This is a genomic window from Algorimicrobium bowmanii, assembly GCF_054031195.1.
Window position 1 is genome coordinate 472,396 of record NZ_CM132929.1, and the last position, 18,036, is coordinate 490,431.

The window sequence follows — 18,036 nt, forward strand, 5'->3', positions numbered from 1 at the left end:
TTTTTATTGATTTTTGGCATAACCTAAGTAATACCAGGTTTCATTTTCTTTTATAAAAGCCGATTTTTCATGAATAACATCCATCTTTCCGTTTTCGTAAAAATAAGCGTTAAACGTTACCGTGCCCGTGGTATCGGTTGGTTGTCCTAAAGTACTTTCTTGTACTTCAAGTTTAATCCAGCTAACCGATTTAGCCCATTTTTCGATGGCTTTTTTTTCTGAAATTTTTCGGGTTGATTTATGGTGCGTTTGTATTAAATAATTTCCATTAGCTAATACAAAAGCACTATATCTAGATCGCATAAGCTGCTCAGCAGTTTCCGTTTTGCCATTGTTTAAGTGGTAAACTTCACAGCAATCCTTGTAGGGTTTGTTGTTTCCGCAATAGCAATTCATATTAAACCCAGTTTTTTGGTTTTTGTAATACTTTAATTAATTTTTCTTCTTCACTTCCTGTTTCAGGATGATGATCGTAAGCCCATTGTACGTGTGGCGGTAAACTCATTAAAATACTTTCTATTCGGCCATTGGTTTTAAGCCCAAATAAGGTTCCTTTATCATGAACTAAATTAAATTCTACATAGCGTCCTCGACGTATTTCTTGCCAGTCACGTTGCGCTTTAGTAAAAGGTAAATCTTTGCGTTTTTCAACAATAGGAACATAAGCCTCAGTGAAACTGTCTCCAACTTCGGTAACAAAATCATACCAATTTTGCATAGACATTTCTTCAGTAGCTTTGCAGTAGTCAAAAAATAGCCCGCCAATGCCACGACCCTCGTTTCTGTGTGAGTTGTAAAAGTACTCATCACAACGCGCTTTGTACTTAGGGTAGAATTCAGCATGATACTTGTCGCAGGCGGTTTTACATGTTTTATGAAAGTGTCTAGCATCTTCATCAAACAAATAATAAGGGGTTAGGTCTTGACCTCCACCAAACCATTGGTCTACTATATTCCCTTCTTTATCATACATTTCAAAATAACGCCAGTTGGCATGAACTGTTGGAACCATTGGGTTTTTAGGGTGCAAAACCAAACTTAAACCACAGGCAAAAAAATCGGCATCTTCAACACCAAAGTAAGCTTGCATAGAATCGGGTAATTTGCCGTGCACACCAGAAATGTTTACGCCTCCTTTTTCAAAAACAGCACCATTTTCTATAACACGTGTTCTACCGCCACCGCCTTCAGGGCGTTTCCAAATATCTTGTTTAAATGTAGCTTGACCATCTACATGTTCTAAGGCATTTGTTATCTGGTCTTGTAAGTCTTGTATATACTGGTAGAATTTATTTTTCATGATGTAATTCGTAAAGTTCCATATCTAAACTAGCCTTATCCGTATTGAATGCTTTTTCAAGTGTTTTTACCCAGTTGAAAGCATTTTTTTCTGCAACCTGGATGCTTTGTTGGTTTGTTTTATGGATGATTATTTGTAAAGATTGGAGTTGTAACGTATTAAATGCATACTCTTTAATAGCCTTGATGCTGCGAGTCATCCAACCTTTTCCGGAATATTTTAAACCCAAGCAATATGCAAACTCAGCTTGCTTTAAATTGGGGTCTATATTTTTTAATATAACTAAACCAGCTACATCTCCGCTGTCAATATCCTTAATAGCAAAGGTGTATTCGGTTTGGCTTTTTATAAGTTCTGTTTGTCTAAGAATGTAATTTTTTGAATCGCTTTCCGATAAGTTCTCAGAAAGTGTTTTTGGTAGGTAGTGCTGAAATTGTCTTCCATTGGAAATCATTAACCGACTTAAACTAAGGGCATCAGATGGTTTTAGGACTTCCAATGAAAACGATTCAGTTACTAGTTTCATAGTATCGGTTACGCACGGTATTCTTTAACGGCGTCAATAAATGCTTTAGCGTTGTCTAGCGGAATGTTTGGTAAAATTCCGTGTCCTAAATTTACGATATATTTATCTTTTCCAAATTCATTAATCATTTGGTGTACCATTTTTTTGATTTCTGATGGAGGAGAAAACAACCTTGTAGGGTCGAAATTTCCTTGAAGTGTAATATTTCCACCAGTTAAATAACGCGCATTTCTAGCTGAACAAGTCCAATCTACACCTAAAGCAGAAGCACCAGATTTAGACATTTCGTTAAGAGCAAACCAACAACCTTTACCAAAAGCAATTACTGGAGTTTCATCTTTTAAAGCATCAATAATTTGTTGAATATATTGCCATGAAAACTCTTGGTAATCTACTGGTGATAACATGCCGCCCCAGGAATCAAAAACCTGCACAGCATTAACACCTGCCTTTACTTTTTCTTTTAAGTAAGCAATAGTTGTATCGGTGATTTTTTGTAATAATTGGTGAGCAGCTACCGGATTTGTAAAGCAAAATTCTTTGGCTTTATCAAAGTTTTTACTGCCTTGACCTTGTACGCAATAGCATAGGATAGTCCATGGAGAGCCTGCAAAACCAATTAATGGAATTTCATTGTTTAACTTTTCTTTGGTTGCTTTTATAGCTTGGTAAACATAATCCAAAGCAACGGAAACATCAGGAACAATAACGTTATCTACGTCTTTCTGAGAACGAATAGGGTTTGGTAGGTAAGGTCCGAAATTAGGTTTCATTTGTACCTCAATATTCATGGCTTGAGGAATTACTAGAATATCACTAAATAAAATAGCGGCATCCATACCGTATCGGCGTATGGGTTGAACCGTAATTTCACTTGCTAATTCTGGTGTTTGACAACGTGTAAAGAAATCGTATTTGGCTTTTATTTCCATGAATTCTGGTAAATAGCGTCCTGCTTGACGCATCATCCAAACGGGTGGTCTTTCTACAGTTTCACCTTTTAATGCTCTTAAAAATAAATCGTTCTTAATCATAATTGCTTTGTACTAGAAATAGCTTTTTTAGGCTATTTTGATATTGTAAATTAAGTTATTACCGTTTTATAGGGTAGTAGCTTATGTTTTTTATAAATAAAATTCATTAACCAATTCTATAACACTTTCAACAGTTGGTACCTTGGCAATACGTACGTCCTTAAAATGTTTTTTAGCTTCGGTAGCTGTGGTATTTCCAATGCAGAAAGCAATGCCTTTTGCGTTGTTGTTTTGTATATAGCTTTCAACCGTTGAAGGGCTGTAAAACATAACGCCTTCTACTGTTTCGTTTAGTTCTTTACCGTCGTATTTAGTCTCGTAAGCTTCTACAGTTTTAACATGGATGTTATTTGCTTCTAAAACTTTTGGAAGAGTATCTAAATGTAGGTTGCTACAGAAATAAGTTGCTTCTGTACCGTCCATAAATTCTGTTAAGTAATTAGCTAAAGCCTCTGCATTCTTAGCGGCATGCTTAACAGGGCCAATACGTTTTTCAATTAAGCGTTTTGTACGACGTCCAACACAGTAAATGTTTTTGAATTGTAATTCTGCTGCCGAGTAGTTTGTTGTTAATGAATCGACACCATTTTTACTGGTAATTATAACGTTTTCAATTTCGTTTTTTAAGATGCTTGGGTGAATGCGATTAAGGCTAATTTTTACAAAATCAGTACTATCTGCAATCACATCGTTATGAAACAATAACCGTTGATCTTCGGTTAGTTTTTTGGTTGAAAAAATAGTTGTTTTTTTATCCGAATTCTTTAGCGCGTCCATTAAGTGGTTTCCACCGCGATCAATGATGAAATCAGCACAAAATTTAGCTAAGTTATGGTGGTTGCCTACTTTTTCGTTTCGGGTAACTTCAATTTTTCTACTGCCGTCTGGACTAAGTAAAACGCCTGTAAAGTTTATTTCTTCATCTTTAACAAACGCTAATGCGCCAATAGGAGCAGAGCATCCACCTTCAAGAAGGTTTAAAAATTGACGTTCTATACCGGTACAAAGCTCGGTTTCTTCGTGGTTGATTTCCGAACAGATAGCGCGAATTTCTTCATCTTCCTCTAGTGCTGTTACCATAATAGCACCTTGTGCCGGTGCTGGTATCATCCAATTTAGATTAATAGCGTTTTCGGGTCTTTTATCAATCCTACCTAATCCAGCTGCTGCAAAAATTGCGGCATTCCAGTTTTCGTTATCTTCTAATTTTTGTAAACGTAAGTTTACATTGCCACGAATATCCTCTACTGTATGTGTAGGGTAGCGGTTTAGCCACTGTGCACGACGTCGTAAACTTCCGGTAGCAATTACAGCATGTCTAGAAGATAAAAATTCTTCATTGTCCTTAAATATTAAGGTGTCTCTAACATTTCCTCTTTTTATAACGGCTGCTTGTACAATGCCTGCAGGTAAAGCTGTTGGTACATCTTTAAACGAATGTACAGCAATGTCAATATCGTTATTTAGCATTGCTATATCTAGTGTTTTGGTAAAAACACCTGTTATTCCAAGCTCGTAAATTGGTTTGTTTAAAACTAAATCGCCTGCAGATTTTACGGGCACGATTACGGTTTTGTGTCCAAGTTGTTCTAGTTGACTTTGGACTGTTTTGGCTTGCCATAGTGCTAATTCACTATCGCGTGTACCAATGCGTATTATTTTAGACATGTTTTATGGTTTCTTCTAGTTGAAAGACTTTCTTTATAAGCTCAAGACTTTCATCGGTAGTAACGGCATCATCCTTAAGGTGATGTGCGAAATGATTGGTGATTTTTTGAATAATATTATTACTGATTAACTCAGCCTGCGATTCGTTAAAATCGGCTATTTTCTTTCTTTGGGTATCTAATTCTGCATTTTTAAAGTCGGTTAACTTCATTTTTAATGCTTTAATAGTTGGAGCAAACTTTCGGGTTTCTAACCAGCTATTGAACTCTGTTTTTACTTCTTCAATAATGCTTTCTGCAACCGGAATATCTAGACGTCTGTTTTCTATAGTAGCATCGGTTATTTTAGATAACTGGTCTAAATGAACTAAAGATACGTGTTCCAATTCCGTAACATTTTCGTTTACGTTTTTAGGAATTGAAAGGTCTAATATTAATAATGGTTTTTTGTTTTGAATGATATTCTTATCTACCGTTGGTAATTGTGCTCCAGTGGCAACAATTAAAATATCAGTGGCACTTATTTCTTCTTGTAAATTTGAGTAGTCTTTAACAATAAGATTGAATTTTCCAGCAATACGTTCAGCCTTATCTTTGGTTCTATTGATGAGGGTGATGTGTGAGTTTTTGGAATGTTTAACTAAGTTTTCACAAGTGTTTCTGCCAATTTTTCCTGTACCAAATAGCAGAATGTTTTTTGTAGAAACATTACTTACTTCGTTTAGGATATATTGTACTGAGGCAAATGAAACCGACGTTGCGCCAGATGAAATATTGGTTTCAGTTTTTATACGCTTGCTAGCTTGAATTACAGAATTAATTAAACGTTCTATAAATGCATTTACGAGGCCTAATTTTTTTGAAGCTAAAGTGGCTGTTTTAAGTTGACCAATAATTTCGAAGTCACCTAAAATCTGACTGTCTAAACCTGACCCTACACGAAACATATGAGCAATAGCATCACGATTTTTATATACATAGGCAACCTTTTGGAATTCCTCAACGGTTCCTACAGTATTATCGCACAGTAATTGAATAAGTTGAAAAGGGTGTTCTGCAAAACCGTAGATTTCTGTTCGATTACAGGTTGAGGTTACAATTAAACTTTCTATGCCATTAGACTTTGCTTGCTGTAGTAATAGTTCTTTTTTTGTGTCGTCTAAGCTAAAGTGTCCGCGTATTTCAGCATCTGCTTTTTTGTAACTTAAACCTATAGCGTAGAAGTAGGTCCCCTTAGAAATTTGGTATTGCTCCATAATCATTTTCAAATTCCTAGCAAATGTATATTGGTAATCTGAAATAAAGTAACGCTCAAAGAACTAATAGTGTCGTTATGGGTTTTTTAGCGTTGTTTTTAAAGTTAATATGATAAATGTTGTATTTTTGTAGTCATAGCAATAGGTTTGGATTTGTTTGTTTAGAATGAATCTAAATAGAAATCAAAAAACACGAATGTTAGAATCTTCAAAAAATGTCGCTCAAAGAACTTTTAATGAAACCACTATTGATGATGGTTTTTTTGTATTAACCTACCAAAATGAAAATGATCAAGTTGAAATAGTTGAACGTGAGATTGATAGTAGTTTTATTCAATTTCATTTTTGTGTTAAAGGTTCAGGTGTTTTTATGTTTAATAATGGTAGCTATGCTTTAAATGTAGAGGAGGAAACAGCATTGCTTTTATATAATCCGCAACGCGATTTGCCTATTCACATGAATGTTCAACCCAAATCTTGGATAGTAACCTTGGTTTTTTCTATTCAGAAATTCCATAGGTTGTTTTCTCAAGAAGCCAATTACATCACCTTTTTAAGTGACGATAATAAAGATAAAAAATATTATAAGGATAGTGCAATAACGCCATCTATGGCAATTGTACTTAACCAGTTAATTAATTATAATTTAAATACAACGGTTAAAAATTTATACTTTAAAGCTAAGGCTTATGAGTTGTTGTGTTTGTATTTTAATAGAAGTGAAGATGCAAATATTGAACAATGTCCATTTTTGGCTGATGAAACAAATGTTTTAAAAATTAAAAGGGCTAAAGATATCATTATTACAAGAATGGCAGAACCACCAACACTGCAAGAGTTAGCTGATGAAATTCAATTAAGTTTAAAGAAACTGAAGGAAGGTTTTAAGGAAATTTATGGCGATTCGGTGTTTAGTTTTCTATTTGATTATAAAATGGAAGTTGCTAGAAAACTCTTAGAATCGGGTGATAATAATGTGAATGAAGTCGGTCTTAAAGTTGGTTATAGTACTTCAAGTCATTTTATAGCTGCGTTTAAAAAGAAATACGGCATAACGCCTAAAAAATACATAATGTCCGTATCTTCGTAATCTTAAACTTACCAAAACAAAGGGCAATAAATACCAAATATATATTTGATGAAAAAAGGCATTTTACTCGTTAATTTAGGTTCGCCAGATAGTCCAGAACCCAAAGATGTAAAAAAATACTTAGGAGAATTTTTGATGGACGAGCGTGTGATTGATGTACCTCTTTGGGCACGTACCTTACTTGTTAAAGGGATTATTCTTAACACAAGACCTAAAGCTTCGGCAGCTGCTTATAAAAAAATTTGGTGGGAATCTGGTTCGCCTTTAATTGAACTGTCTGAACAACTTCAAAATAAAGTTCAAGAAGCGGTTGATTACCCTGTGGCTTTAGCTATGCGTTATGGTAGTATGACTATTAAAAAAGGACTTCAAGAATTAGTAGATAAAGGCGTAGAAGAAGTCTTATTGATGCCTCTTTATCCGCAATATGCTATGGCAACTACCGAAACAATACTTGTTTTAGCTGAAGAAATCCGTCAGGCTGATTTTCCTAATATTAAAATGACAAGCTTACCAGCTTTTTATAATGATGCTGATTATATTGACGTATTATCAAATAGTATAGCTGAGCATCTTAAAAATAAAAAATACGACCACTTGCTGTTCTCTTATCACGGTGTTCCAGAAAGACATATTAGAAAGAGTGATATTACAAAATCGCATTGTAAAATTGATGGAAGTTGTTGTAAAACTCCTTCAGCTGCGCACGAATTCTGCTACAGACATCAATGTTTAGAAGTTACGCGTCTAGTTTCTGAAAAATTAGGATTTCAAGAAGGAAGTTTTTCAACTAGTTTTCAATCGCGCTTAGGTTTTGATCCTTGGTTACTGCCTTATACGGATAGAACCATTGAGCGTTTGGGTAAAGAAGGTGTTGAAAATATGGCTATTGTTACACCTGCTTTTGTTAGTGATTGTTTAGAAACATTAGAAGAGATAGCCATGGAGGGTGAAGAAATTTTCCATGAAATGGGAGGTAAGGAGTTTACAACAGTTCCTTGTTTAAACACCGATGCTGCATGGGTTAATTTGCTTGCTAAATGGATAAATAACTGGGCTGATTCTGAAACAAAAACCATGTAATGGCTAAAATAGCATCTGAAGCATTAGGCACAAGTCCTATAGGTAAACTACTAATTAAACAGGCTGTTCCTGCTTCTATTGGTATTTTAGTGATGTCTTTAAATATTCTAGTCGATACCATTTTTGTAGGGCATTGGATAGGGTCTACTGCTATAGCAGCTATTAATGTTGTGCTACCAGTTTCCTTTTTTATAGCTGCTCTTGGTATGAGTATTGGTATTGGAGGGTCTTCAATTATTTCACGAGCCTTAGGAGCTGACAATAGTAAAAAAGCCTTAAAGGTTTTTGGTAACCAGATTACCCTTACTTTATTGCTAACCATTACCATGGTTAGTTTTGGTTTAATTTTTATAGACCGGATTATTCCTGCCTTCGGAGGTCAAGGTGTTATTTTTGAGCCAGCAAAAATTTATTATACCATTGTCATGTACGGTGTGCCTGTGTTGGGCTTGAGTATGATGGGAAACAATGTTATTCGTGCTGAAGGAAAGCCAAAATTTGCTATGTATGCGATGCTTATACCATCAGTAGGGAATTTGGTTTTAGATTATGTTTTTATCAATGTTTTGGATTACGGTATGGCTGGTGCTGCCTGGGCTACAACAGGTTCTTATTTTTGTAGTTTAGGTTTTATTGTTTGGTTTTTCTTATCAAAACATTCTGAACTAAAGCTTAATTTTTCTCACTTAGGTTTAGATAAAAGTATTGTTTCCGAAATAGGTTCCTTAGGTTTTGTAACATTAGCTAGGCAGGCTGTTGTTAGTGTAACATATCTATTTATGAATAATATTTTATTCGATTTAGGAGGCGAAACATCAGTCACGGCTTATGCTATTGTAGGGCGTATGCTTATGTTTGCTTTATTTCCTGTTTTTGGAGTTACTCAAGGATTTCTGCCCATTGCGGGTTATAATTTTGGAGCACAACAGTACGCTCGTGTTAAAGAGAGTATTTATACGGCTATTAAGTATGCTGCAGGTTTGGCAACTTTGGTATTTATTATGCTTATGCTATTTCCAGAAGCTATAACACGATTGTTTACAACAGATGCGTCTGTTATTGCACAAACGCCAAGTGCTATGCGTTGGGTTTTCGCAGCAACACCTATAATTGCTTTACAACTTATTGGTGCAGCTTATTTTCAAGCAGTAGGAAAAGCTACACCAGCATTACTTTTAACATTAACACGTCAAGGATTTTTCTTTATACCTTTAATTTTAATCTTACCTAACTTTTTTGGTGAACTTGGTGTTTGGATGTCCTTTCCTATAGCTGATATTTTAGCAACAATCGTAACCGGATTCTTCTTACAACGAGAGATTAAAAAGAGTCTTTCGGTAGGAGAAGAAAAAACTAATTAATAATTTTAGTGCTGTGGACTATTATAATTACATAAAATCATTTCATCTTATTTTTGTTATCACTTGGTTTGCGGGTCTGTTTTATATCCCTAGGCTATTTGTGTACCAAATAGAGGCTTATCATAAACCATCACCAGACAAAGAAATTTTAGGTAAACAGCTAAAGTTAATGGCAAAACGTTTGTGGTATATTATAACCTGGCCTTCAGCTATATTAGCTGTTGTTTTTGCTGTTTGGCTTCTTGTTTTACAGCCCATTTGGCTTGAACAGCCTTGGATGCACGTGAAGCTTGGCTTTGTGTTATTATTAGTTATTTATCACTTAAAGACGCATCAGTATTTTAAACAACTGCAGTTAGATGTTGTTAAGAAAACATCTAATTTTATGCGTTTGTGGAATGAAGGTGCTACGTTTATCCTATTTGCCGTTGTGTTTCTAGTTATTCTAAAAAGTGCTATAAATTGGGTGTTTGGCGTTGTGGGCATTTTGGTTTTAGGTATTTTATTAATGTTAGGTTTCAAAATTTACAAAAATATCCGAGGTAAAAATCCTGATGCATAAGTAAGTTGGCTTAATTCTTGTTACCTTTAAAAAAGAATCACAATTCATGAAATTAGCCAAATTCTCCTTACGATTGCGCATTTTCTTTGCTATGATTTTACTTGTGCTAATTGCATCGGTTTTAATAGCTATTGTTACTATTTATCAATATAACGAAGAGGCTCAAGAGTATCATAAAGACCGTTTAGATCGAAAAGAAGAAAACATCCGATCTAGTATTGATTACACCATAAAAGAAACAACACATCCTGTAATACCAGAGAAAGTTCCGCTTATTTTTAATAAAGAAATTTATGAAATTGCCACCATTCATAATATGGAAATTAATCTATATAATCTTGAGGGAGGCTTATTAAAATCTTCTAAAGCTAGCTTTGATGTTAATTCTAAATCTAACTGTTTAGATGCCGATATACTAAATAATCTGTCCTATACCTTAGATCATAGATATGTAAATAAAACCCTTGAAAACGGCGAAAGCTATTTGTCGTCTTACTCCATTATTACCGATCAGAAATTTAAGCCGCTAGCCATTTTAAATTTACATTATTTAGAGAATGACGATTTTCTAAATAAGGAACTTCAAGAGTTTCTAGAGCGTTTGGGTTATGCCTATTTTTTGATGCTGATCATAGCTATTACTTTAGCTTATTTATTGTCAAAATATATTACTAAGTCATTAAAATCTATTAGCGATAAAATGCGAGCAACACGCTTTGAAACTGGAAACAAAAAAATTGCTATAGACTCCAGTAGTGAAGAGATTGCTATATTAGTTAATGCTTATAATAGTATGATTGATGAGTTGGAGGCTAGTGCTGTAAAATTGGCTACTAGCGAGCGTGAACAAGCTTGGCGTGAAATGGCTAAGCAGGTAGCTCATGAAATTAAAAATCCGTTAACTCCTATGCGATTAAGTGTGCAGAGTTTTCAAAGAAAATTTAATCCTACCGATCCCGATATTAATCAAAAAGTAGATGAATATAGTAAAACGCTAATTCAACAAATAGATACAATGAGTTCTATTGCCTCTGCTTTTTCAAACTTTGCTAAAATGCCGGCTCAGCAAAATGAAATGCTAAATGTGGTATCCATTGTTAAGTTGGCATTAGATATTTTTAATGAAGACTACATTGTTTTTATAGCCGACCAAAAAGAAGTCATAGCCAAGTTTGATAGAACGCAATTAATACGTGTTGTCACTAATTTAGTTAAAAATGGAATTCAGGCAATACCTGATGATGGTCTTAAAACACCTAAGATAGTTGTTGAGGTTCGAGGTGAAGCCGATACAGTAAGTATTATTGTTACGGATAACGGGAAGGGTATTGCTGAAGAAAATAGAACCAAAATATTTGAACCAAAATTTACTACAAAGTCAAGTGGGATGGGCTTAGGCTTGGGAATGGTTAAGAATATTGTGGAAACTTATAATGGAAATATTACCTTTACATCTCAAATAAATGAGGGAACTACGTTTACAGTAACGATTCCTAAAGAATAAATTTATAAATTATAAAGGTTGTGTGTGAATACCACCTTATTAAAAAAATACAATATGTCTTACAATAATATCCTTTCGGAAACACGTAATGGTTTAACAACTATAACCATTAATAGACCTAAAAAATTAAACGCATTAAATAAAGAAACGATTCAGGAATTACATGAAGCTTTCAAGGCTGCTAATTCCGATTCGGAAACAAAGGTTATTATCATTACAGGTAGTGGTGAAAAAGCTTTTGTAGCAGGTGCAGATATCAGTGAGTTTGCTGATTTTGATGAATATAATGGTGGTAAATTAGCGGCTAATGGTCAAGAAATACTATTCAATTATGTAGAGAATTTAGATACACCTGTTATTGCTGCTGTAAATGGTTTTGCTTTAGGTGGTGGTTTGGAGTTGGCTATGGCTTGTCATTTTAGAGTAGCAAGTATGAATGCTAAAATGGGACTGCCAGAGGTGTCTTTAGGTGTTATTCCTGGTTATGGAGGAACGCAACGTTTACCACAATTGGTGGGTAAAGGACGTGCTATGGAAATGGTAATGACAGCAGGTATGATTGATGCTAATCAAGCTTTAGAATACGGTTTAGTAAATCATGTAACGGCTGAAGCTGACCTTATTCCGCTTGCCGAAAAAATAGCAGGTAAAATTATGCGCAATTCTACAGTCGCAATTAAAGGAGCTATAAGAGCAATAAATTCAAATTTCAAAGACGGAGTGAATGGCTACGATGTAGAAATTGAAGAGTTTGGTAACTGCTTTGGAACTGCCGATTTTAAAGAAGGTACCACGGCATTTTTGGAAAAACGTAAAGCAGATTTTCCTGGAAAATAAAAAATTGAATGATAATAAAAAAACCAACCTCTTTATAAGGTTGGTTTTTTGTTTTATACTAATTTGTTGTTAGGTTATAACTGAAAGTAGTCTGTAAATTTCTTCCCATCCACGGTGTAAACCATCTTGTAGTTACCACGTTCGTTTTCATCCAATTTATAAGCTTTTAATGTGTTTTTAGCGTTTAATGTTTCAGAGTAAATTAAATTATAAGTATCATTTTCATTATAATAGATTGAAACTTTAACGTCTTTATTGTTGCTGTTGTTCTTAGAAACATATACAACGTTATTTTTAGTTTTCATTTCAGGCTTTTGAATAATAGTCTCTAAAGATTTCTTTAGTGTCACTTGATTCGCTTTCAATGAAAACGGAATTGTTCTTACTTCATAATCTTTAAATAACTGAAAATAATATGATCCGTCTGGTAAAGTTGTTAAGTCAAAACGCTTAATGTAGTTACCGGAGTCTTGAATTTTTTCTTCATATAAGGTTTCATTAAAAATATCTTTAATAATTAATAAATTCCCTTCCTTTACATCCGGTAAAACAAGTAAGGTCGCTTTACTTTCATTTGTTACTCGTATAGAGTCTACTGCATTCGCATTTATCGCTACTGTTGTTAGTAATAAAAACATTACTAAACTTTTTCTGATTAAATTTTTCATAACTTCAAGTATTAGAATTACTTACAGTACAAAGATATGGGCGATTAACTTCTTGAAAAACATCAATTTTGGCTACTTTCTATGCTATATTAACACTAAGTGTATTTGTAGGTTAACTTAATGTTAATTGAGTATATTTTTATGATAATAAGTGACACGTTTTTTAAAATGAAATAATATCTTTGATTAAATGCTATCGTTATGATAAAGAAACCGGCTTTAAAAAAACTAACTCCAGAGTTTGGCGTGTCTATTCTAATTCAACAGAATAAAGAGCGACGAGCAGATCGAGCAGCGTTTTGGCATTTTCATCCAGAGATAGAATTGTTATATGTTAATAATGGTTTTGGTAAGCGTCATATTGGGAATCATGTGTCGTATTTTAGTAAGAGCCAGTTACTATTAATTGGATCTAATTTGCCTCATAACGGCTTTATTGATGGGATGACTAATAGTGGTCGGGAGACAATTATACAGTTTAAACCCGATTTTTTAGGAGCTACATTTTTTGGGGTACCCGAAATGATGCTAATTAATAAGTTATTTGAGCGTTCAAAAAACGGTATGCTTTTTAATTCTCAGGTAAAGAAAAATACAGGTCCTAAAATTGAAGCTTTAATTAATTATAAAGGTTTTGAGCGGATAATTAAGTTTTTAGAAATCTTGTATGAACTAGCGAGTACAGACGATTACAGGATTTTAAACCCTGAAGGTTTTGATTTTGAAACAGAGCCTCAGGATGCAGCTAAAATTGATAAGATTTATAAATACGTTAATACGCATTTTAAAACACAAATAACACTTAATGAAATTGCAGACGAGGTGAGCATGACTGTGCCAGCTTTTTGTCGTTATTTTAAGCGTATTACAGGGAAAACATTTACGCGATTGGTTAACGAGTATCGCGTGGTTCATGCCACGAAACTATTGCAAGAAAGCCATAGTAGTATTACGGATATTTGTTTTGAATGTGGATTTAATAATTTTTCTAACTTCAATAAGTTTTTTAAAGAAATTACCGGTAAAAGTGCTTCAAAATACCGAAAGGAAATGGCGCAAATAAAGTTAAATAGCTAGTTGTTATCTTTTACCGTCCCACTCTTTGTAAAACTGATCTAAAAAACTTTCCATAAATTGATGGCGTGCTTCGGCTAATTCCCGACCTGTATTAGTATTCATTTTATTTTTTAGCAATAATAGCTTTTCGTAAAAATGATTAATAGTTGGCGTGTTTGATGCTTTATAAGTTGCTTTATCCATGTTTAAATTCGGTTTAATATCTGGATTATAAAGCGCTCTATTTTTAAAACCTCCGTAGTTGAAGGTCCTGGCAATTCCTATGGCACCTAAGGCGTCTAGTCGGTCTGCATCCTGAACAATATCTAGTTCAATAGATTTAAACGTTTTATTAGGGTCTAAACTTGAACTGTAAGATATGTTTTCTATAATTTTTACAACATGATCTATAGTAGGAAGGTCTACATGTTCATCTAGTAAGAAATCGCGAGCTATACTTGGACCAATGGTTTCATCACCATTATGAAATTTGCTATCAGCAATATCATGAAGTAATGCGCCCAAGGCTACAACCAAGTTGTTTGCTTGTTCTTTTTTGGCTATAAGAACAGCATTTTTATAAACACGTTCAATATGAAACCAGTCATGGCCACCTTCAGCACCTTGTAGTTGGTCTTTTACAAAATTTATAGTTTTAGATATGACTTCGGCTTGTAACATGGGGTTTATAAAATAAGAATTCCTTCCAGTTGCCCGAAAGGAATTTATTAATTAAATCGTCGTGTTTTATTTTAAGGTAGCAGGCTGTACCCACTTAAATTGGTAAGAATTTTCAGGCACTTTCATGCGTTCTGATAGTCGTGTTAAACGAGCAGGAAGTTTCATTAGATAATCTCTAGCTTTTTCTGCTTCATCAGAAAGGTTGCTAATTTTATCAATTTCCCATCTTACTAATAGTTTGTCTAAGATATTTACGTAATCGGCAGACGTATACACACCGATTCGTTGTGCTGTATTTGAAAATTCTTCGAAAGCTGTTCCGATACTATTTCCTGATTCTCTTAAAAAATGAGCAGGCATTGTAATTTTTAGTTTCATCATTTGTTGAAACGCCAACATCATTTGGTTAGGGTCTACTTTAAATATGCGTTCTACAAATTCGCAATAGGCGTGGTGATGACGCATTTCATCTCCTGAAATGATTTTACACATTTTTGATAATTGCTTGTTGCCACGATCTTTAGCTAATTTAGCCACACGATTGTGCGAAATGTAAGTTGCTAATTCTTGAAAGCTTGTGTATAGAAAGTTTTTGTAGGGATCTCTATCGGTTCCAATGTCAAAACCATCAGCAATTAGGTGCTGTGTTGTTTTTTCAATTTCTTTCATGTTTACGCGACCTGATAAATATAAATACTTATTCAGTACATCGCCATGGCGGTTTTCTTCAGCAGTCCAATGGCGTACCCATTTGCCCCATGAATTACGACCCACTTGGTCTACACCTTCAACATCCATTAACCAAGATTCGTAAGTTGGTAAGGCTTCTTCAGTAATCATATCACCCACTAAAACTACCCAAAAATCATATGGCAATTCTTTAGAAAGCTCGCGAATTTCTTCAACTCTTTCTAGGAAGTCATCGCTTTCAGAATTTGGTAAAAAATCGGTTGGCTGCCAAATACTGTCTACGGGAATTAAATATTTTTCAATAAGCGAATCCACATCTTTTTCTAGATGCTGCATCACTTCCAGTCGGACATTTTTTAAAGACATAATGAATGATTTAGATTTTATTGTTCGATTTCTGAAGTAATTGTTTTTTCAATTTGTTCAATTAGCTCCAGCTTGTTATCAAAGGTAGCCAATTTTAAGGGTTTATGGACCTTTAATTTCATATGATTTCCAATCCCCATTGGAAACTTGCCGTATTTTAAAAGCTTCCAAGAGTTGTTAATTGTGATAGGAACAATAACTGCCGAAGGAATTTTTTTCATTAATATTTCCAATCCTTTTGTTTGAAAAGCTTTAGGTTTTCCGTTTTTACTACGGGTGCCTTCTGGGAATATAACAGCTGTTCCGTTGGTTTTTTCTATCTGCTCTCCAAACTTCATAATTGCTGGTAAAGCTTGTCGTGGATTTTTTCTTTCAATTAATACCGATCCTCCATGACGTAGATTATAAGATACGCTTGGAATGCCTCGTCCAAGTTCTTTTTTGCTAATAAATTTAGGGTTATACTTTTTTAAATACCACATGATTGGCGAAATGTCATACATGCTTTGGTGGTTGGCTACTATAATTATGGGTTGGTCTGTAGGAATGTTATGCGTGTTAGTAAATGTGTAGCGTGTACCTAAAATATTTGTACAACGCATAATAAAGAACTGAAGCCAGTCTACACTAGTTTTATGAGCTTTTTTTCCAAATACATTTAAACAAAACCATTGTATGGGATGAAAAATTATAAGTGTTAGTAAAAAAGCAATAGCATAGATACTTGTAAGAATATAGGCGATTATTTTTTCCATAATTAAGGACCTGATTTAAGCTACAAAATTAAATTAAAAGGGAGTGAAGCACAAAAAAACCACGATAAAATCGTGGTTTTTAAAATGCTGTTTATTTTACAGTAAACTAAGCTTAGCAGTTTTGATTGTAAGCATCTTTTAAGTTTTCAGCAATCATTTCTGCCGGGCGTCCTTCAATATGGTGGCGCTCAAGCATGTGAACTAACTCACCATCTTTAAATAAAGCCATGCAAGGCGAGCTTGGAGGAAATGGTACCATATGCTCACGGGCTTTGTTTACAGCGTCTTTGTCTACGCCTGCAAAAACAGTTACTATATGGTCTGGTTTTTTAGTGTTTTCTAAGCTCATTCGTGCACCTGGACGCGCATTTGCTGCTGCACAACCACATACGGAGTTTACAACTACAAGTGTTGTTCCTGATTTAGCTAAAGCGGCATCAACAGCTTCGGCAGTGTGTAACTCCTCAAAACCAACTTTTGTTAAATCTTCACGCATTGGTTTTACTAATTCTGCTGGATACATATATTCGATTTTTATATGATTAATACTAATTATATGCAAAGATACCAATTGTGTAACAAATGCCGTAAGCAATCTACTAACAAATAGTATATTTACTCAGAATTTTAATGTTTTTAAGTGTGGTTTCGTTTAAACCTGTGTTGTCATGCTTTTTGTTTTTTTATAATTATTACAATATCAGGTTTTTAATTAATTGAATTTTAGATTAAATGAATATTTCAAAATGGATAGGAGCTGCATTAGGCTGGTCGTTTGGTGGTCCAATAGGGGCAATAATAGGTATGGCTTTAGGCGGAATATTAGATGCTTTTTCTAGAAAGGATGCCGAAACTATTTTTAGAGATGGTCAGCAAGGGAACCCTTATCAATCCCGATCGGCACAACCGCAAACACGTTCTGGCGATTTTGAAGTGAGTTTGCTTATTTTAGCTTCCATAGTTATAAAAGCAGATGGTAAACAAGATCAGCGTGAATTAGACTTTGTACGTCAGCAGTTTGTTCATATGTATGGAAAGGAGCGTGCTAATCATGCGTTTCAGTTATTCAAAAATATTAACAAGCAGGATATACCTGTGCAAAAAGTATGTGTGCAAATTAGGCAGATGATGGATCATGCTTCCCGTTTGCAGCTGTTGCACTTTCTGTTTGGTATTGCAAAAGCAGATGGACATGTTTCAGAATCTGAAGTCAGCAAAATTTATACTATTGCGGGTTATTTAGGTATCCGTTCTATGGATTATGAAAGCATAAAAGCTATGTTTTATGATAGTAGTGATAATGCTTATAAAATTCTAGAAATAGACAAAACAGCATCTGTAGCTGAGATAAAAACTGCTTACAGAAAAATGGCGAAAAAATATCACCCAGATCGCGTTATTCATCTTGGAAAAGAACATCAGCAAGGTGCTGAAGAGAAGTTTAGACAAGTACAAGCGGCTTATGAGCAGCTACAGAATGAGCGTGGTCTCTAGTTTGGTATAGTCTTTGGATTTTAGTTGTTTGTATAAAATAACTATTATGAAGTCTATTATTTTTCTTGCTTTAATTTTATTTCAAACGATTATTTTTTCACAAAAT

The 18,036-nt window shown here is 34.3% G+C and carries 19 protein-coding genes; 8 read left to right on the forward strand and 11 right to left on the reverse strand.

Annotated elements, in window-relative coordinates; translation table 11 throughout:
* Positions 1 to 3 precede the first annotated feature (3 nt).
* From ACW5R3_RS02115 to hemA, 6 genes are all read right to left on the reverse strand, one after another.
* Positions 4 to 396, reverse strand: coding sequence for a YchJ family protein (locus ACW5R3_RS02115; RefSeq protein WP_456577972.1), 393 nt, complete (start codon positions 394 to 396; stop codon positions 4 to 6).
* 1 nt (position 397) lies between these two features.
* A complete protein-coding gene (gene hemF, locus ACW5R3_RS02120) occupies positions 398 to 1,300 on the reverse strand; it encodes an oxygen-dependent coproporphyrinogen oxidase (protein ID WP_456577973.1) in 903 nt (300 codons plus the stop codon).
* On the reverse strand, positions 1,290 to 1,826 hold the full coding sequence (locus ACW5R3_RS02125; protein ID WP_456577974.1) for a GNAT family N-acetyltransferase: 537 nt from the start codon (positions 1,824 to 1,826) through the stop codon (positions 1,290 to 1,292). Before ACW5R3_RS02125 ends, hemF begins: the two co-directional genes overlap by 11 nt.
* A gap of 8 nt (positions 1,827 to 1,834) precedes the next feature.
* A complete protein-coding gene (gene hemE, locus ACW5R3_RS02130) occupies positions 1,835 to 2,860 on the reverse strand; it encodes a uroporphyrinogen decarboxylase (protein ID WP_456577975.1) in 1,026 nt (341 codons plus the stop codon).
* A gap of 90 nt (positions 2,861 to 2,950) precedes the next feature.
* Complete coding sequence (gene hemC, locus ACW5R3_RS02135) at positions 2,951 to 4,528, reverse strand: hydroxymethylbilane synthase (protein WP_456577976.1); 1,578 nt, start codon at positions 4,526 to 4,528, stop codon at positions 2,951 to 2,953.
* A complete protein-coding gene (gene hemA / locus ACW5R3_RS02140) occupies positions 4,521 to 5,783 on the reverse strand; it encodes a glutamyl-tRNA reductase (RefSeq protein ID WP_456577977.1) in 1,263 nt (420 codons plus the stop codon). Before hemA ends, hemC begins: the two co-directional genes overlap by 8 nt.
* Before the next feature lie 196 nt (positions 5,784 to 5,979).
* On the opposite strand from hemA, the gene ACW5R3_RS02145 reads away from it, so the two are divergent.
* From ACW5R3_RS02145 to ACW5R3_RS02170, 6 genes are read left to right on the forward strand one after another with little or no spacing between them, the layout of a single operon-like run.
* Positions 5,980 to 6,873, forward strand: coding sequence for a helix-turn-helix transcriptional regulator (locus tag ACW5R3_RS02145; protein ID WP_456577978.1), 894 nt, complete (start codon positions 5,980 to 5,982; stop codon positions 6,871 to 6,873).
* Between the two features lie 48 nt (positions 6,874 to 6,921).
* Positions 6,922 to 7,956, forward strand: coding sequence for a ferrochelatase (gene hemH / locus ACW5R3_RS02150; protein WP_456577979.1), 1,035 nt, complete (start codon positions 6,922 to 6,924; stop codon positions 7,954 to 7,956).
* On the forward strand, positions 7,956 to 9,317 hold the full coding sequence (locus tag ACW5R3_RS02155; RefSeq protein WP_456577980.1) for an MATE family efflux transporter: 1,362 nt from the start codon (positions 7,956 to 7,958) through the stop codon (positions 9,315 to 9,317). Before hemH ends, ACW5R3_RS02155 begins: the two co-directional genes overlap by 1 nt.
* A 13-nt stretch (positions 9,318 to 9,330) precedes the next feature.
* The gene (locus ACW5R3_RS02160) at positions 9,331 to 9,879 is read left to right on the forward strand and encodes a CopD family protein (RefSeq protein ID WP_456577981.1); all 549 of its coding nucleotides are present in this window, start codon (positions 9,331 to 9,333) and stop codon (positions 9,877 to 9,879) included.
* A gap of 46 nt (positions 9,880 to 9,925) precedes the next feature.
* The gene (locus ACW5R3_RS02165; RefSeq protein WP_456577982.1) at positions 9,926 to 11,383 is read left to right on the forward strand and encodes an ATP-binding protein; all 1,458 of its coding nucleotides are present in this window, start codon (positions 9,926 to 9,928) and stop codon (positions 11,381 to 11,383) included.
* A gap of 54 nt (positions 11,384 to 11,437) precedes the next feature.
* A complete protein-coding gene (locus ACW5R3_RS02170; protein WP_456577983.1) occupies positions 11,438 to 12,220 on the forward strand; it encodes an enoyl-CoA hydratase/isomerase family protein in 783 nt (260 codons plus the stop codon).
* A 74-nt stretch (positions 12,221 to 12,294) separates the two neighbouring features.
* On the opposite strand, the gene ACW5R3_RS02175 is transcribed toward ACW5R3_RS02170, so the two are convergent.
* Positions 12,295 to 12,888: a hypothetical protein gene (locus ACW5R3_RS02175; protein WP_456577984.1), complete on the reverse strand. Its 594-nt coding sequence runs from the start codon at positions 12,886 to 12,888 to the stop codon at positions 12,295 to 12,297.
* Between the two features lie 201 nt (positions 12,889 to 13,089).
* Between ACW5R3_RS02175 and ACW5R3_RS02180 the strand changes: the two genes are divergently transcribed.
* The gene (locus ACW5R3_RS02180; RefSeq protein WP_456577985.1) at positions 13,090 to 13,965 is read left to right on the forward strand and encodes an AraC family transcriptional regulator; all 876 of its coding nucleotides are present in this window, start codon (positions 13,090 to 13,092) and stop codon (positions 13,963 to 13,965) included.
* A 3-nt stretch (positions 13,966 to 13,968) separates the two neighbouring features.
* On the opposite strand, the gene ACW5R3_RS02185 is transcribed toward ACW5R3_RS02180, so the two are convergent.
* From ACW5R3_RS02185 to ACW5R3_RS02200, 4 genes are all read right to left on the reverse strand, one after another.
* Positions 13,969 to 14,625, reverse strand: coding sequence for an HD domain-containing protein (locus ACW5R3_RS02185; RefSeq protein WP_456577986.1), 657 nt, complete (start codon positions 14,623 to 14,625; stop codon positions 13,969 to 13,971).
* Between the two features lie 66 nt (positions 14,626 to 14,691).
* A complete protein-coding gene (locus ACW5R3_RS02190; protein ID WP_456577987.1) occupies positions 14,692 to 15,681 on the reverse strand; it encodes an acyl-ACP desaturase in 990 nt (329 codons plus the stop codon).
* Positions 15,682 to 15,698: 17 nt separating this feature from the next.
* On the reverse strand, positions 15,699 to 16,436 hold the full coding sequence (locus ACW5R3_RS02195) for a lysophospholipid acyltransferase family protein (protein WP_456577988.1): 738 nt from the start codon (positions 16,434 to 16,436) through the stop codon (positions 15,699 to 15,701).
* A 112-nt stretch (positions 16,437 to 16,548) separates the two neighbouring features.
* The gene (locus ACW5R3_RS02200) at positions 16,549 to 16,959 is read right to left on the reverse strand and encodes a BrxA/BrxB family bacilliredoxin (RefSeq protein ID WP_456577989.1); all 411 of its coding nucleotides are present in this window, start codon (positions 16,957 to 16,959) and stop codon (positions 16,549 to 16,551) included.
* Positions 16,960 to 17,168: 209 nt separating this feature from the next.
* On the opposite strand from ACW5R3_RS02200, the gene ACW5R3_RS02205 reads away from it, so the two are divergent.
* A complete protein-coding gene (locus tag ACW5R3_RS02205; RefSeq protein WP_456577990.1) occupies positions 17,169 to 17,930 on the forward strand; it encodes a TerB family tellurite resistance protein in 762 nt (253 codons plus the stop codon).
* Positions 17,931 to 18,036: the final 106 nt, after the last annotated feature.

Excerpts from the sequence above, each read along its gene's own strand:
- ACW5R3_RS02165 (WP_456577982.1), top strand. The coding sequence starts at position 9,926 with ATGAAATTAGCCAAATTCTCCTTACGATTGCGCATTTTCTTTGCTATG.
- ACW5R3_RS02115 (WP_456577972.1), bottom strand. The coding sequence starts at position 396 with ATGAATTGCTATTGCGGAAACAACAAACCCTACAAGGATTGCTGTGAA.
- ACW5R3_RS02125 (WP_456577974.1), bottom strand. The coding sequence starts at position 1,826 with ATGAAACTAGTAACTGAATCGTTTTCATTGGAAGTCCTAAAACCATCT.
- ACW5R3_RS02175 (WP_456577984.1), bottom strand. The coding sequence starts at position 12,888 with ATGAAAAATTTAATCAGAAAAAGTTTAGTAATGTTTTTATTACTAACA.
- hemC (WP_456577976.1), bottom strand. The coding sequence starts at position 4,528 with ATGTCTAAAATAATACGCATTGGTACACGCGATAGTGAATTAGCACTA.
- hemH (WP_456577979.1), top strand. The coding sequence starts at position 6,922 with ATGAAAAAAGGCATTTTACTCGTTAATTTAGGTTCGCCAGATAGTCCA.
- hemF (WP_456577973.1), bottom strand. The coding sequence starts at position 1,300 with ATGAAAAATAAATTCTACCAGTATATACAAGACTTACAAGACCAGATA.
- hemA (WP_456577977.1), bottom strand. The coding sequence starts at position 5,783 with ATGGAGCAATACCAAATTTCTAAGGGGACCTACTTCTACGCTATAGGT.
- ACW5R3_RS02185 (WP_456577986.1), bottom strand. The coding sequence starts at position 14,625 with ATGTTACAAGCCGAAGTCATATCTAAAACTATAAATTTTGTAAAAGAC.
- ACW5R3_RS02180 (WP_456577985.1), top strand. The coding sequence starts at position 13,090 with ATGATAAAGAAACCGGCTTTAAAAAAACTAACTCCAGAGTTTGGCGTG.
- hemE (WP_456577975.1), bottom strand. The coding sequence starts at position 2,860 with ATGATTAAGAACGATTTATTTTTAAGAGCATTAAAAGGTGAAACTGTA.
- ACW5R3_RS02170 (WP_456577983.1), top strand. The coding sequence starts at position 11,438 with ATGTCTTACAATAATATCCTTTCGGAAACACGTAATGGTTTAACAACT.
- ACW5R3_RS02145 (WP_456577978.1), top strand. The coding sequence starts at position 5,980 with ATGTTAGAATCTTCAAAAAATGTCGCTCAAAGAACTTTTAATGAAACC.
- ACW5R3_RS02190 (WP_456577987.1), bottom strand. The coding sequence starts at position 15,681 with ATGTCTTTAAAAAATGTCCGACTGGAAGTGATGCAGCATCTAGAAAAA.
- ACW5R3_RS02195 (WP_456577988.1), bottom strand. The coding sequence starts at position 16,436 with ATGGAAAAAATAATCGCCTATATTCTTACAAGTATCTATGCTATTGCT.
- ACW5R3_RS02200 (WP_456577989.1), bottom strand. The coding sequence starts at position 16,959 with ATGTATCCAGCAGAATTAGTAAAACCAATGCGTGAAGATTTAACAAAA.
- ACW5R3_RS02205 (WP_456577990.1), top strand. The coding sequence starts at position 17,169 with ATGAATATTTCAAAATGGATAGGAGCTGCATTAGGCTGGTCGTTTGGT.
- ACW5R3_RS02155 (WP_456577980.1), top strand. The coding sequence starts at position 7,956 with ATGGCTAAAATAGCATCTGAAGCATTAGGCACAAGTCCTATAGGTAAA.